At 67.0% G+C, this 13874-nt stretch carries 14 protein-coding genes; 13 read left to right on the top strand and 1 reads right to left on the bottom strand.

Annotation, left to right across the window (positions count from 1 at the left end):
- Nucleotides 1-1695 carry a phenylacetic acid degradation protein PaaN gene (gene paaN / locus BLR75_RS12935; RefSeq protein ID WP_084309719.1) on the bottom strand — a complete coding sequence of 565 codons (1695 nt, stop codon included), beginning with the start codon at nt 1693-1695 and terminating at the stop codon, nt 1-3.
- Nucleotides 1696-2099: 404 nt separating this feature from the next.
- Between paaN and paaF the strand changes: the two genes are divergently transcribed.
- The 13 genes from paaF to BLR75_RS13000 all read left to right on the top strand — a co-directional run bounded on the left by paaF (nt 2100) and on the right by BLR75_RS13000 (nt 13873).
- Nucleotides 2100-2873, top strand: a complete 774-nt coding sequence (gene paaF, locus BLR75_RS12940; protein ID WP_084309784.1) for a 2,3-dehydroadipyl-CoA hydratase PaaF — start codon at nt 2100-2102, stop codon at nt 2871-2873.
- A 56-nt stretch (nt 2874-2929) separates the two neighbouring features.
- A complete protein-coding gene (gene paaG, locus BLR75_RS12945) occupies nt 2930-3721 on the top strand; it encodes a 2-(1,2-epoxy-1,2-dihydrophenyl)acetyl-CoA isomerase PaaG (RefSeq protein ID WP_084309718.1) in 792 nt (263 codons plus the stop codon).
- Between the two features lie 3 nt (nt 3722-3724).
- A complete protein-coding gene (paaH, locus tag BLR75_RS12950) occupies nt 3725-5242 on the top strand; it encodes a 3-hydroxyacyl-CoA dehydrogenase PaaH (protein ID WP_084309717.1) in 1518 nt (505 codons plus the stop codon).
- On the top strand, nt 5235-5678 hold the full coding sequence (paaI, locus tag BLR75_RS12955) for a hydroxyphenylacetyl-CoA thioesterase PaaI (protein WP_084309716.1): 444 nt from the start codon (nt 5235-5237) through the stop codon (nt 5676-5678). Before paaH ends, paaI begins: the two co-directional genes overlap by 8 nt.
- Nucleotides 5671-6891 carry a 3-oxoadipyl-CoA thiolase gene (gene pcaF, locus BLR75_RS12960; protein WP_084309715.1) on the top strand — a complete coding sequence of 407 codons (1221 nt, stop codon included), beginning with the start codon at nt 5671-5673 and terminating at the stop codon, nt 6889-6891. The genes paaI and pcaF overlap by 8 nt, the downstream gene beginning before the upstream one ends.
- 84 nt (nt 6892-6975) lie before the next feature.
- A complete protein-coding gene (gene paaK / locus BLR75_RS12965) occupies nt 6976-8292 on the top strand; it encodes a phenylacetate--CoA ligase PaaK (RefSeq protein ID WP_084309714.1) in 1317 nt (438 codons plus the stop codon).
- 563 nt (nt 8293-8855) lie between these two features.
- On the top strand, nt 8856-9209 hold the full coding sequence (locus BLR75_RS12970; protein ID WP_084309713.1) for a DUF1428 domain-containing protein: 354 nt from the start codon (nt 8856-8858) through the stop codon (nt 9207-9209).
- Between the two features lie 306 nt (nt 9210-9515).
- Nucleotides 9516-10508 (top strand): 1,2-phenylacetyl-CoA epoxidase subunit PaaA, encoded by a 993-nt coding sequence (paaA, locus tag BLR75_RS12975; protein WP_084309712.1) that lies wholly within the window; start codon nt 9516-9518, stop codon nt 10506-10508.
- Between the two features lie 20 nt (nt 10509-10528).
- Entirely contained in the window at nt 10529-10810 is a 282-nt protein-coding gene (gene paaB / locus BLR75_RS12980) for a 1,2-phenylacetyl-CoA epoxidase subunit PaaB (protein ID WP_009622486.1), read from the top strand.
- Nucleotides 10811-10820: 10 nt separating this feature from the next.
- Complete coding sequence (gene paaC, locus BLR75_RS12985; RefSeq protein ID WP_084309711.1) at nt 10821-11576, top strand: 1,2-phenylacetyl-CoA epoxidase subunit PaaC; 756 nt, start codon at nt 10821-10823, stop codon at nt 11574-11576.
- Complete coding sequence (gene paaD, locus BLR75_RS12990) at nt 11563-12096, top strand: 1,2-phenylacetyl-CoA epoxidase subunit PaaD (protein WP_084309710.1); 534 nt, start codon at nt 11563-11565, stop codon at nt 12094-12096. Before paaC ends, paaD begins: the two co-directional genes overlap by 14 nt.
- 16 nt (nt 12097-12112) lie before the next feature.
- A complete protein-coding gene (gene paaE, locus BLR75_RS12995) occupies nt 12113-13189 on the top strand; it encodes a 1,2-phenylacetyl-CoA epoxidase subunit PaaE (protein ID WP_084309709.1) in 1077 nt (358 codons plus the stop codon).
- A gap of 375 nt (nt 13190-13564) precedes the next feature.
- Entirely contained in the window at nt 13565-13873 is a 309-nt protein-coding gene (locus tag BLR75_RS13000) for a DUF485 domain-containing protein (RefSeq protein WP_084309708.1), read from the top strand.
- The last annotated feature ends 1 nt before the right edge of the window (nt 13874 follow it).

A 13874-nucleotide genomic window follows, 5' to 3' on the forward strand; every position in this document is an offset into this window, starting at 1 on the left:
TCAGGCGCCCTCCACCGGTGCGTGACGGCGGCTCTGCACCACCACGAAGCGCCGGGTGACGAAGGCGCCGCCGGTGATCGAGGCGTTCGCCGCGGGGTTGCCGCCGGTGGCGTGGAAGTCGCTGAAGGCCGCCGACTGGTTGACGAACACGCCACCGTCGAGGTTCACCGACAGCGCCACCGCCACTTCCTGGGCGAAGGTTTCCGCGCGGTCGAGGAATTCGGCGTCGGTGGAGTACACGCCGAGGGTCATGGCGCCCTTCTCCTTCAGTACCTCGCCGGCCACCTGCAGGCTGTGGGCGCTGTCGTCGGTAGCGATGACGAAGGCGATCGGGCCGAAGCGCTCCTCACCGAAGGCTGCGCGGTCAGCGGCATCCACCTTGAGCAGCAGCGGCGTGCGCACGCGGGCGCCGGGGAACTGCGGATGTTCGCGGCTCTCGCTGTCCAGCAGGATTTCGCCCAGCTCGCGGCAGGCGAGGATGCGCTCGGCGGTCGCCTCGGACTGGATCGCGCCGAGCACGCCACAGGCACGCTCGTTATCGGCAAGGAAGCCGCGCACGGCGGAGGCCAGCGCCTGGGCGACCGCGTCGAAACTGACGCGCTCCTCGCCATTGCGGATGCCGCCGCGCGGCACATAGATGGCCTGGGTGGTGGTGCACATCTGCCCGGAATACAGGCTGAGGCTGAAGGCCAGGTTGCGCGCCGCGGCCTTGAGGTCGCGCACGCTGTCGATGATGACGCTGTTGACGCCGGCCTTCTCGGTGAATACCTGGGCCTGGCGGGCATTTTCTTCCAGCCAGTTGCCGAAGGTGCTGGAACCGGTGAAGTCGACCAGCTTGACCCGCGGGTCGAGGGCCAGCACCTGACTCACGGGTGCCTCGGCGCTATCCACCACCAGGCTGACCAGCGCCGGATCGAAGCCCAGCTCGCCGAGCACGTCCTGCGCCACCCTGACGCTCATCGCCACCGGCAGGATCGCCGCCGGGTGCGGCTTGACCAGCACCGGGTTGCCGGTGACCAGGCTGGCGAACAGGCCCGGGTAGGTGTTCCAGGTCGGAAAGGTGGCGCAGCCGATCACCAGCGACAGGCCGCGCGGGACGATATGCCAGCGCTTGTCCAGCACCAGCGGATCGGCCTTGCCCTGCGGCTTGGTCCAGCACGCCGCTTCCGGCACTTCGGCCATGGCGCGCCAGGCGTAGGCCAGCGCCTCCAGGGCGCGGTCCTGGGCATGGGCGCCGCCGGCCTGGAACGCCATCATGTAGCCCTGCCCGCTGGTGTGCATCACCGCGTGGGCCATGGTCGGGCTCAGCGCGGCGAGGCGCCTGACGATTTCCAGGCAGGCGCCGACGCGCGCCTTGGCGCCGGCGTCGCGCCAGGCCGGCAGCGCCTGTTGCATGCGGGTCAGCAGTTCCTCGCGGTCGTACTGGTCGTAGGTCACGCCGAGATCGAAGCCGTAGGGGGAGCGCTCGGCGCCAATGCGGCCGACGGCTTTCGGTCCCTGCAGCTCGAAATGACGGTTGAGCAATCCGTCGAACGCCGCCTGGGCGCCCTTCACCGACTCTTCCGGGTACTGCTTGAGGCTTTCCCCGTGGGGCGACCAGTAGTCGCGGCGGACGATGGCTTCCACGGCGCGCTCCAGGGTGGCGCGGTGATGTTCGAACAGTTCGAGGGCGGAGGCCTGGGCGGCGGACGACATGGGGAATTCCTCTTCTAGTAGTTGTGGCGGTGCACGCAGCGCAATGGACGAAATACTTCGCAAAGCGATCAGTTTTCGTGTGAATCTTGTATCACATCATTTTGCGACGGGAAAGAACCGTCTGCCGTATCACTTCCACACCCCATCCCGGGCGTCGCCGACAAACGGCTTTCCCGGCTTCAACCCCAGCAAAACAAAGCCTCCAGCTGCTTTCCGAATGGATCATGGCGCTTTCGAACCCACCCAATACAGGACACATAAACACAAATCACTATTGTTGTTTTGTATCACTTTAGGCATATACTGCGGAAAACCCGGGATACCTCCGCCTGACGCAGGGCATACCCGCGATTCCAACAATGAGCCGGCCAGCGATGCCGTGCGTGCAGCCTGAGGACATGCAGATGCCTCGTACCCTTGTCGTCTCGACTCCCCTGCCGGGCGTGCGCCTGATCACCCTGCAGCGTCCCGAGGCCCTCAACGCGCTGAACACCGAACTGCTCGGCGAACTGGCCGCCGAACTGGACAGCGCCGAACAGGACGCCGAAACCCGCGCCGTGGTGCTGACCGGCAGCCGCAAGGCGTTCGCCGCCGGCGCCGATATCCGCGAAATGGCCGAGCGCGACCTGGTCGGCATCCTCAATGACCCGCGCGTCGCCCACTGGCAGCGCATCGCCGGCTTCTCCAAGCCGCTGATCGCCGCGGTCAACGGCTTCGCCCTCGGCGGCGGCTGCGAACTGGCCATGCACGCCGACATCCTCGTCGCCGGCGAAGACGCCCGCTTCGGCCAGCCGGAAATCAACCTCGGCATCATGCCCGGCGCAGGCGGCACCCAGCGTCTGCTGCGCGCCGTGGGCAAGTCCCTGGCCATGCAGATGGTGCTCACCGGCGAAGCCATCGACGCCCGCCACGCCCAGCGCGCCGGCCTGGTCAGCGAAGTCACCCAGCCCGAACTCACCGTCGAACGCGCCCTGCAGATCGCCGGCAGCATCGCGCAGAAGGCCCCACTGGCCGTGCGCCTGGCCAAGGAAGCGCTGCTCAAGGCGCTGGATACCGACCTCGCCAGCGGCCTGCGCTTCGAACGCCACGCCTTCACCCTGCTGGCCGGCACCCGCGACCGCGAGGAAGGCATCCGCGCCTTCCAGGAAAAACGCCGCGCCCACTTCTTGGGCAACTGACAGCCAGGGCAACTGATCCCCCGTTTTCCACCTCTATAGATGGAGCGATACCGTCGATGACTTTCGAGCACATCCTGTTTTCCATCGAGGACGGCGTCGCCCTCCTCAGCCTCAACCGCCCGGAGCAGCTGAACAGCTTCAACGCGCAGATGCATGGCGAAGTGCGCGAGGCGCTCAGGCAGGTGCGGCAGAACCCGGACGTGCGCGTGCTGCTGCTCACCGGCGAAGGCCGCGGCTTCTGCGCCGGCCAGGACCTGGGCGACCGCAATGTCGCGCCGGGCGCGGCCATGCCGGACCTCGGCGAGTCCATCGAGAAGTTCTACAACCCGCTGATCCGCACCCTGCGCGACCTGCCGCTGCCGGTGATCTGCGCGGTCAACGGCGTGGCCGCAGGCGCCGGCGCGAACATCCCGCTGGCCTGCGACCTGGTGCTGGCCGCCCGTTCCGCCAGCTTCATCCAGGCCTTCTGCAGGATCGGCCTGATCCCGGATTCCGGCGGCACCTGGACCCTGCCGCGCCTGGTCGGCATGGCCCGCGCCAAGGCGCTGATGCTGCTCGGCGATCGTCTCCCCGCCGAACAGGCGCAGCAGTGGGGCTTGATCCATCGCGTGGTGGAAGACGCCGAACTGCGCGACGAAGCGCTGAAACTGGCGCGCCACCTGGCCACCCAGCCGACCTACGGCCTGGCGCTGATCAAGCGCGCGCTGAATGCCAGCCTCGGCAACGACTTCGACGCGCAGCTCGATGTCGAGCGCGACCTGCAGCGTCTCGCCGGCCGCAGCGAGGACTACCGCGAAGGCGTCGGCGCCTTCATGGAAAAACGCACCCCGCAGTTCAAGGGACGCTGACCCATGGCCGCTCTCGACAGAACCGCAACAGTCGCCGTCATCGGCGCGGGCGCCATGGGCGCCGGCATCGCCCAGGTCGCCGCCCAGGCCGGCCATCCGGTGCGCCTCTTCGATGCCCGTCCCGGCACCGCCGCCCAGGCCATCGAAGGCATCGACCGCCAGCTCGGCCGCCTGGTCGAGAAAGGCAGGCTCACCGCCGAGGCCCGCAGCGCCAGCGTTGCGCGCCTGCAGGCCGCCGCTGCCATCGAGGAACTGGCCGACGCCCGGCTGGTGATCGAGGCCATCGTCGAGAACCTGGAGGTCAAGCGCGGCCTGCTGCGCCAGCTGGAAGCGCTGTGCGCGGACGACTGCATCCTCGCCAGCAACACCTCGTCGCTGTCCATCACCAGCCTCGCCGCCGGCCTGAACAATCCGCGCCGCGTGGCCGGCATGCACTTCTTCAACCCGGCGCCGCTGATGGCGCTGGTGGAGATCGTCTCCGGCCTGGACAGCGATCCGGCCATCGCCGAATGCCTGCACGCCACCGCCCGCGCCTGGGGCAAGAAGCCGGTGCACGCGCGCTCCACACCCGGCTTCATCGTCAACCGCGTCGCCCGCCCGTTCTACGCCGAAAGCCTGCGCCTGCTGCAGGAAGGCGCGGCCGACTGCGCCAGCCTCGACGCCCTGCTGCGCGATGCCGGCGGCTTCCGCATGGGCGCCTTCGAGCTGACCGACCTGATCGGCCACGACGTCAACTACGCCGTGACCTGCTCGGTGTTCGACGCCTACTACGGCGACTTCCGCTTCCAGCCCTCGCTGATCCAGAAGGAACTGGTCGACGCCGGCCGCCTCGGTCGCAAGAGCGGTCGCGGCTTCTACGACTACGCCGAAGGCGCTTTACGCCCACAGCCGGCCGAACTGAGCAGCGCCGCCCTGGTGGATAGCTGCGCCGTGGAAGGCGACCTCGGTGTCGCCAACGGCCTGCTGCAACGCCTGCAGGACAGCGGCGTCAGCATCGTCCGCCGCGACGGCGCCGGCCTGCTGCGCGTCGGCGACGCCGTACTGGCCCTCTCCGACGGCCGCCTGGCCAGCCAGCGCGCCCGCGAGGACGGCCTGCGCAACCTGCTGCTGATCGACCTGGCGCTGGACTACGCCAGGGCCAGCCGCATCGGCATCAGCTGGTCGGCGGACACCAGCGACACCGCCCGCGAGCAGGCCGTCGCCCTGCTGCAGCGCGCCGGCCTGAAGGTCACCGCGCTGGCCGACATTCCCGGCCTGGCCGTGCTGCGCACCGTCGCCATGCTCGCCAACGAAGGCGCCGACGCCGTGCTGCAGGGCGTCGGCACCGCCGCCGACATCGACCTGGCGATGTGCGCCGGGGTGAATTATCCGCAGGGCCCGCTGGCCTGGGCCGACCGCATCGGCGTCGGCCAGGTGCTGCGCGTGCTGGACAACCTGCAGCGCGCCTACGGCGAGGAACGCTATCGCCCGTCGCTGCTGCTGCGCCGCCTGGATGCCGAGGGGAGGAACTTCCATGACTGATCCGCAGCGTCTCGCCGAAGCCTGCGCAAACGCGATGTTCGAGCGCGACCAGGCCAGCCGGCGCATGGGCATGAACCTGCTGTCCGCCGGTCCCGGCCGCGCCAGCCTGTCGATGCGCGTGCGCGAGGACATGATCCAGGGCCACGGCACCTGCCACGGCGGCTACCTGTTCGCCCTCGCCGACTCGGCCTTCGCCTTCGCCTGCAACAGCTACGACGAAGCGACCGTGGGCCTCGGCTGCAGCATCGACTACGTCGCGCCCGCCCGGCTCGACGACCTGCTTACCGCCACGGCCATCGAGCAGAGCCGCAGCGGGCGCACCGGCAACTACGACGTGCGCATCGAAAACCAGCACGGACAGCTGATCGTCCTGTTCCACGGCAAATCCTACAAAGTGCGCGGCACCGTGCTGGCGCAGGAGACCTCCGATGAGTGAAACCCTTCTCAACGACGCCCTGATCATCGACGCCGTGCGCACGCCCATCGGCCGCTTCGCCGGCGCGCTGAGCGCAGTGCGGGCCGACGACCTCGGTGCGGTGCCGCTGCGCGCCCTGATCCAGCGCCACCCGGAACTGGACTGGAGCGCCGTCGACGACGTCTATTACGGCTGCGCCAACCAGGCCGGCGAGGACAACCGCAACGTCGCGCGCATGTGCGCCCTGCTCGCCGGGCTGCCGGTCAGCGTGCCCGGCACCACCCTCAACCGCCTGTGCGGCTCGGGTCTGGATGCCGTCGGCAGCGCCGCCCGCGCCATCCGCTGCGGCGAAGCCGGGCTGATGCTCGCCGGCGGCGTGGAGTCCATGTCCCGCGCGCCCTTCGTCATGGGCAAGGCGGAACAGGCCTTCTCCCGCTCGGCGGAAATCTTCGACACCACCATCGGCTGGCGCTTCGTCAACCCGCTGATGAAGCAGCGGTTCGGCATCGACTCCATGCCGGAAACCGCGGAGAACGTCGCCGAGCAGTTCGACATCTCCCGCGCCGACCAGGACGCCTTCGCCGTGCGCAGCCAGCAGAAGGCCGCCGCCGCCCAGGCCAACGGCCGTCTGGCGAAGGAAATCGTCCCGGTGGAAATCCCGCAGCGCAAAGGCCCGGCCAGGGTGGTCGAGCAGGATGAGCATCCGCGCGGCGACACCACCCTGGAACAGCTGGCCAAACTCGGCACGCCGTTCCGCGAGGGCGGCAGCGTCACCGCCGGCAACGCCTCCGGCGTCAACGACGGCGCCTGCGCCCTGCTGCTGGCCAGCCCGCAAGCCGCGAAACGCCACGGCCTGAAAGCCCGCGCACGGGTGGTCGGCATGGCCACCGCCGGCTGCGAGCCGCGGATCATGGGCATCGGCCCGCTGCCGGCGACCCGCAAGGTGCTGCAGCAGACCGGCCTGAGCCTGGCCGACATGGACGTGATCGAGCTGAACGAAGCCTTCGCCGCCCAGGGCCTCGCAGTCCTGCGTGAACTCGGCCTGCAGGACGACGACGCCCGGGTCAACCCCAACGGCGGCGCCATCGCCCTCGGCCATCCCCTCGGCATGAGCGGCGCGCGCCTGGTCACCACCGCCCTGCATGAGCTGGAGGAACGCGGCGGCCGCTACGCGCTGTGCACCATGTGCATCGGCGTCGGCCAGGGCATCGCGCTGATCATCGAAAGACTCTGAAAGCACAAGGGTTGCGGGGTATCCTACCCCTCAAGCACTCACGGCCCCTCGAAGGGCCGCAGCACAATAACAACGAGTGAAACCATGAATATGCACGTCACCAACATCGCCTTGCTCGACCCGATGGAAACCGCCAGCATCGACGAACTGCGCCAGCACCAGCTGGACCGTCTGCGCTGGAGCCTGAAGCACGCCTACGACAACGTGCCGCTGTACCGCCAGCGCTTCGACGCGGCGGGCGTCCACCCCGACGACCTGAAATCCCTGGAAGACCTGGCGAAGTTCCCCTTCACCGGCAAGAACGACCTGCGCGACAACTACCCCTACGGCATGTTCGCCGTGCCCATGGAACAAGTCGCGCGCCTGCACGCTTCCAGCGGCACCACCGGCAAGCCGACCGTGGTGGGCTACACGCAGAACGACATCGACACCTGGGCCAACGTGGTCGCCCGCTCGATCCGCGCCGCCGGCGGCCGCAGGGGCGACAAGGTGCACGTGTCCTACGGCTACGGCCTGTTCACCGGCGGCCTCGGCGCCCACTACGGCGCGGAACGCCTGGGCTGCACCGTGATCCCGATGTCCGGCGGCCAGACCGAGAAGCAGGTCCAGCTGATCCGCGATTTCCAGCCGGACATCATCATGGTCACCCCCTCCTACATGCTCAACATCGCCGACGAGATCGAGCGCCAGGGCGTCGACCCGCACAGCCTCAAGCTGCGCCTGGGCATCTTCGGCGCCGAACCCTGGACCGCCGAACTGCGCCGCGCGGTCGAGGAACGCATGGGCATCACCGCGCTGGATATCTACGGCCTGTCGGAAATCATGGGCCCGGGCGTGGCGATGGAATGTTTCGAAACCAAGGACGGCCCGACCGTCTGGGAAGACCACTTCTACCCGGAGATCATCGACCCGGTGACCGGCGCGGTGCTGCCCGACGGCGAGTACGGCGAGCTGGTGTTCACCTCGCTGTCCAAGGAAGCGCTGCCGATGATCCGCTACCGCACCCGCGACCTGACCCGCCTGCTGCCGGGCAGCGCGCGGCCGATGCGGCGCATCGACAAGATCACCGGGCGCAGCGACGACATGCTGATCATCCGCGGCGTGAACGTGTTCCCGACGCAGATCGAGGAGCAGGTGCTGAAGATCAGGCAGCTCGCCGAGTGCTACGAGATCCACCTGCACCGCAACGGCAACCTCGACAACATCGACGTCCACGTCGAACTGCGCCAGGACTGCCAGGGCCTGTCGGCCGAGGAACAGAAGGCGGTGGGCAACGAACTGGGCAAGCAGATCAAGACCCACATCGGCATCAGCGCCCGCGTGCTGCTGCAGCCGAGCCACAGCCTGAAGCGCTCCGAGGGCAAGGCCTGCCACGTGTACGACAATCGGCCGAAGGGTTGATTGGAGTGGTTTGAAGGAGCCCCCGATTGTCGGGGGCTTTTTCTTTTGCCGATGACGGAGGCGGATAACGCTGGTGCGGTTACACATGTAGGAGCAACTGTCTCGCGCCATGGCCAATCGCTGGTGTAGGGCGAATGAAGCGGAACGCTTCATCCGCCGACCAGGCCACGCCGATGGGATGGCGGATAGTGCTGGCGCGCTATGCGCCCTACGTGGCTGCTCATGACCCGCTTGACGCCATACCTGTAGGAGCCAGGGGGACGCCTAGTTCTTGCTGGCGATCCGGGTTTTCCCTCAACGTCGGCGTGGAAGGAGAACACGGCAATCGCCAGCAAGCTGGCTCCTACAAGTTCTGTGCGTGCTTCAGGGGCGGCGCGACTCTGTGTAGAAGCGGGCCATGCCCGCGACATCGCGACCGGTCGTGGGCATGGCCCACTCCTACAAGAACCCCCGTGACCGCCGGTCAGCTGTCCCTCATCTTTTGTCGATACCCGTCCCATCGGTACGACTATGTCCCAAAGGCGGACGGCATCCAGCCCTCCGCATTTCCGTGGAGACCGACCATGAACTACATCGATGGCTTCGTCCTCGCCGTACCCACGGCCAATCGCGAGAAGTACGAACAGATCGCCCGCGAAGCGGCGGTGGTGTTCAAGGATCACGGCGCCCTCAACGTCGTCGAGTGCTGGGGCGATGACGTCCCCGAGGGCAAGGTGACCTCATTCCCCATGGCGGTGCAGCGCAAGGATGACGAGACCGTGGTGTTCTCCTGGATCACCTGGGCCTCGAAGGAAGCCCGCGACGCCGGGATGAAGAAGGTCATGGAGGACCCGCGGATGAAATGCGACCCCGGCAGCATGCCGTTCGATGGGCAGCGGATGATCTTTGGCGGGTTCCAGGTGATCGTCGAGGCCTGAGCCTAAAGACAACAGTATTAATCAGAACATCATAAAAATCCGTATCACATCACAAGACCCCGCTCCGGCGGGGTTTTCTTTTCCTGTAGGAGCGGGCCATGCCCGCGACATCGCGCCCGGGTCGCGAGCATGGCCCGCTCCTACAAAAGCCTCCACCCCACGCCCTACCCTGCGACCATTCGTCAAATCGACACAAAAAACACATACGACACATTATTTTCTGTTTGATATTTGTTTTTGTATCGCTTAAAAATACAGCCATGGCCAAGGCCACCCCAACGAACAATGAAAGGCTGGAGACACGGCATGTATGCACAACTGGTTGAGACCGGCGTGAAGCGCGTGAAGGCGCTGGAGGAGATGTCCGCGGAGGAGCGCGCCTTCCAGGAGAAGATCGACGCCGAGATCAAGATCGAGGCGAAGAACTGGATGCCCGATGCCTATCGCCAGACGCTGATCCGGCAGATTTCCCAGCACGCGCATTCGGAAATCGTCGGCATGCTGCCCGAGGGCAACTGGGTGACCCGCGCACCGACCCTGAAGCGCAAGCTGCAGCTGATGGCGAAGATCCAGGACGAGGCCGGCCACGGCCTGTACCTGTACAGCGCGATGGAAACCCTCGGCGCCGACCGCGACGAGGAGATCGCCAGGCTGCATTCCGGCAAGGCCAAGTACTCCAGCATCTTCAACTACCCGACGCTGAACTGGGCCGACATGGGCGCGGTGGGCTGGCTGGTGGATGGCGCCGCCATCGTCAACCAGGTGGTGCTGCAGCGCACCTCCTACGGCCCCTACTCCCGCGCGATGATCCGCATCTGCAAGGAAGAGAGCTTCCACCAGCGCCAGGGCTACGAAATCCTCCTGACCATGATGCGCCACGGCACCCAGGCGCAGAAGGACATGGTCCAGGACGCCATCGACCGCCTGTGGTGGCCGGCGCTGATGATGTTCGGTCCGAGCGACGCCGATTCGCCGAACAGCGCCCAGTCCATGGCCTGGAAGATCAAGCGGCAGAGCAACGACGAGCTGCGCCAGCGCTTCGTCGACCAGACCGTGCCCCAGCTCGAACTGCTCGGCTGCACCGCCCCCGATCCGCACCTGAAGTGGAACGAGGAACGCGGTCACTACGACTTCGGCGACATCCAGTGGGAAGAGTTCTACGAGGTGCTCAAGGGCAACGGCCCGTGCAACCACGAGCGCATCGCCACCCGCCGCAAGGCCATCGAAGACGGCGCCTGGGTCCGCGAAGCCGCGGTCGCCCATGCCCGCAAAAAACAACAGAAGCGTGCCGCCGCCTGAGCCGCGAGGAGAAAAACACCATGGCTGAATGGACCCTTTTCGAAGTCTTCGTGCGCAGCAAGCACGGTCTGAATCACAAGCATGTCGGCAGCGTGCATGCCGCCGACGCCGCGATGGCCATCGAGAACGCCCGCGAGCTGTACACCCGCCGCAACGAAGGCGTGAGCCTGTGGGTGGTGCCCTCGGCGCTGATCACCGCCTCGTCCCCGGACGAGAAGGACCCGCTGTTCGACCCGGCGCAGGACAAGGTCTACCGCCACGCCAGCTTCTACGAGCTGCCGCCCGAAGTCGGCCACATGTGAGGCAACGGCGATGCATAACGACAAGATCGAATACCTGCTGCGCCTTGCCGACAGCGCCCTGATCCAGGGCCAGCGCCTCTGCGAATGGTGCGGCCACGCGCCGGCACTGGAAGAAGAGCTGGCCCTGATGAACGTCGGCCTCGACCTGGTCGGCCAGGCCCGCAACTGGTACGAGTACGCCGCCGAACTGCTGGACGATGGCCGCGACGCCGATCACCTGGCGTTCCGCCGCGACGAGCGCGCCTTCCGCAACCTGCTGCTGGTGGAACAACCCAACGGCGACTACGCGGTGACCATCGTCAAGCAGTTCCTCTACGACGCCTGGCACTTCCACGTGCTGGCCGCCCTCGCCCACTCCGGCGACGAGCGCATCGCCGGCATCGCCGCCAAGGCGCTGAAGGAAGTCACCTATCACCTGCGCCGCTCCGGCGAGTGGGTCGAGCGCCTGGGCGACGGCACCGAGGAAAGCCACCAGCGCATGCTTGCGGCCATCCCGCAGGTCTGGCGCTTCACCGTCGAGCTGTGCAACGCGGACGAGATCGAGCAGCGTCTGTTCGCCGAAGGCGTGGCGCCGAACCCGGCGGAAATCGCCAGCGCCTGGAAATCCAGGGTCGCCGACATCTTCGCCAGCGCCACCCTGCCGCTGCCCGAACCGGCGGTGAACTTCTACCTGAGCGGCCGCCGCGGCGTGCACACCGAGCACCTGGGCATCCTGCTCGCCGAGATGCAGTTCCTCCAGCGGGCCTACCCCGATGCGACCTGGTGAGCTGATCGCCAGCGACCGCGGCGCCCGTCCCGGCACGGCCACCGACGTGGCCCACGCCTGGACGGTGCTGGGTGCGGTGATGGATCCGGAAGTGCCGGTGGTCAGCGTCGTCGACCTCGGCATCGTCCGCGGCCTCGACTGGCAGGGCGGGCACCTGCACGTGGTGGTCACCCCGACCTACTCCGGCTGCCCGGCCACCGAGGTGATCGAGGACGACATCCGCCACGCCCTGGAGCACGCCGGCTTCGCCGAACCGCAACTGGAACGCCGCCTGACGCCGGCCTGGACCACCGACTGGATCAGCGACGACGGCCGCGAACGCCTGCGTGCCTACGGCATCGCGCCGCCGTCCGGCAGCACCAGCAAGCGCAGCCTGCTCGGGCAGAGCGACGAGGTCTGCTGCCCGCAATGCGGCAGCGCGCACACCGAACGCCTCAGCGAATTCGGCTCCACCGCGTGCAAGGCCCTGTACCGCTGCTGCGACTGCCGCGAGCCGTTCGACTACTTCAAGTGCATCTGAGCGCTGGAGAACAACAATGAGCAAATTCCATAGCCTGAACATTCGCGAAGTGCGTGCCGAAACCCGCGATGCGGTATCCATCGCCTTCGATATCCCGGCTGACCTGCAGGACAGCTTCCACTTCGTCCAGGGCCAGCACCTGGTGATGCGCGCCCAGCTGAACGGCGAGGAAGTGCGCCGCTCCTATTCGATCTGCAGCGGCGTCAACGACGGCGAACTGCGCGTGGCGATCAAGCGCGTGCCCGGCGGCCTGTTCTCCGCCTACGCCAACGAAAGCCTGAAGGCCGGCCAGAGCCTGGAAGTGATGCCGCCGTCCGGCCACTTCAACGTCGAACTCGACCCGGCGCGCCACGGCAACTACCTGGCGGTCGCCGCCGGCAGCGGCATCACGCCGATCCTGTCGATCGTCAAGACCACCCTGGAAACTGAGCCGCACAGCCGCGTCACGCTGCTCTACGGCAACCGTTCGAGCAACGCCGCGCTGTTCCGCGAGCAGCTGGAAGACCTGAAGAACCGCTACCTGCAGCGCCTCAACCTGATTTTCGTGTTCAGCCGCGAGCAGCAGGACGTCGACCTCTACAACGGCCGCATCGACGCCGACAAGTGCGGCCAGCTGTTCCAGCGCTGGCTGGACGTGAAGCGCCTCGACGCCGCCTTCATCTGCGGCCCGCAGGCGATGACCGAGACCGTGCGCGACCAGCTCAAGGCCAACGGCATGCCGGCCGAACGCATCCACTTCGAACTCTTCGCCGCCGCCGGCAGCACCCAGAAACGCGAGGCCCGCCAGGCCGCCGCCGCACTGGACAGCGCGAAGAGCCAGGTCACCGTGATCAGCGACGGCCGCGAGCTGAGCTTCGAGCTGGCGCGCAACAGCGTCAGCGTGCTCGACGCCGGCAACCAGCACGGCGCCGAACTGCCCTACTCCTGCAAGGCCGGCGTGTGCTCCACCTGCAAGTGCAAGGTCATCGAAGGCGAGGTGGAGATGGACAGCAACTTCGCGCTGGAGGACTACGAGGTGGCGGCGGGGTACGTGCTGTCGTGCCAGGCGTATCCGGTCAGCGACAAGGTGGTGCTGGATTTCGATCAGCTCTGATTCACACGCCACACCGAACCCTGTAGGAGCGGGCCATGCCCGCGACCACAAGAGCATCGCGGGCATGGCCCGCTCCTACACAGAAATGCCAGCCAACCGATGCTCGAGACCAAACCGCAGGGTGGAAAAACAGCGAAGCCTTTTCCACCAGCCATGCCAAGCCACGGCGACAGTGGACAAGCAGAGCGTTGTCCACCCCACGGCGATGAACCCTGTAGGAGCGAGCTTGCTCGCGAATGGATTCAAGAGCTTCGCGAGCAAGCTCGCTCCTACGGAAATCCGGGTGGCCACGAACCGCCCGTTCCACCGAGGCACCTGCGTGCGGCGCCTCTTCACAACCACACCTCGACAATTCACAACAAGAGAGGGCGTGACATGACTTCGCAAGAGCTGGAGCGTATTCGGCAACACCCGGACTTCGTCCAACTGGTCCGCCGCAAGCAGCGGCTGACCTGGTCCCTGACCCTGGCCATGCTGGCGATCTACTACGGCTTCGTGCTGCTGGTGGCGTTCTTCCCCGACGTCCTCGGCCGGCCGCTGAACGGCGGCGTTACCAGCGTCGGCATGCTGGTCGGCGTGATCATCGTCCTGCTGTCCTTCGCCCTCACCGGCATCTACGTGCGCCACACCAACAGCGTGCTCGACCCGCTCAACGACAGGCTGAAGCAGGAGTGCGCGCAATGAT

The organism is Pseudomonas jinjuensis (assembly GCF_900103845.1).
In the GTDB taxonomy this organism is placed as follows: domain Bacteria; phylum Pseudomonadota; class Gammaproteobacteria; order Pseudomonadales; family Pseudomonadaceae; genus Pseudomonas; species Pseudomonas jinjuensis.

Bases quoted from the DNA above. Each gene is read 5' to 3' on its own strand.
- BLR75_RS12970 (WP_084309713.1), top strand. From the start codon at position 8,856: ATGAACTACATCGATGGCTTCGTCCTCGCCGTACCCACGGCCAATCGC.
- paaF (WP_084309784.1), top strand. From the start codon at position 2,100: ATGCCTCGTACCCTTGTCGTCTCGACTCCCCTGCCGGGCGTGCGCCTG.
- paaN (WP_084309719.1), bottom strand. From the start codon at position 1,695: ATGTCGTCCGCCGCCCAGGCCTCCGCCCTCGAACTGTTCGAACATCAC.
- paaG (WP_084309718.1), top strand. From the start codon at position 2,930: ATGACTTTCGAGCACATCCTGTTTTCCATCGAGGACGGCGTCGCCCTC.
- paaD (WP_084309710.1), top strand. From the start codon at position 11,563: ATGCGACCTGGTGAGCTGATCGCCAGCGACCGCGGCGCCCGTCCCGGC.
- paaI (WP_084309716.1), top strand. From the start codon at position 5,235: ATGACTGATCCGCAGCGTCTCGCCGAAGCCTGCGCAAACGCGATGTTC.
- paaB (WP_009622486.1), top strand. From the start codon at position 10,529: ATGGCTGAATGGACCCTTTTCGAAGTCTTCGTGCGCAGCAAGCACGGT.
- paaC (WP_084309711.1), top strand. From the start codon at position 10,821: ATGCATAACGACAAGATCGAATACCTGCTGCGCCTTGCCGACAGCGCC.
- paaH (WP_084309717.1), top strand. From the start codon at position 3,725: ATGGCCGCTCTCGACAGAACCGCAACAGTCGCCGTCATCGGCGCGGGC.
- paaA (WP_084309712.1), top strand. From the start codon at position 9,516: ATGTATGCACAACTGGTTGAGACCGGCGTGAAGCGCGTGAAGGCGCTG.
- pcaF (WP_084309715.1), top strand. From the start codon at position 5,671: ATGAGTGAAACCCTTCTCAACGACGCCCTGATCATCGACGCCGTGCGC.
- paaE (WP_084309709.1), top strand. From the start codon at position 12,113: ATGAGCAAATTCCATAGCCTGAACATTCGCGAAGTGCGTGCCGAAACC.
- BLR75_RS13000 (WP_084309708.1), top strand. From the start codon at position 13,565: ATGACTTCGCAAGAGCTGGAGCGTATTCGGCAACACCCGGACTTCGTC.
- paaK (WP_084309714.1), top strand. From the start codon at position 6,976: ATGAATATGCACGTCACCAACATCGCCTTGCTCGACCCGATGGAAACC.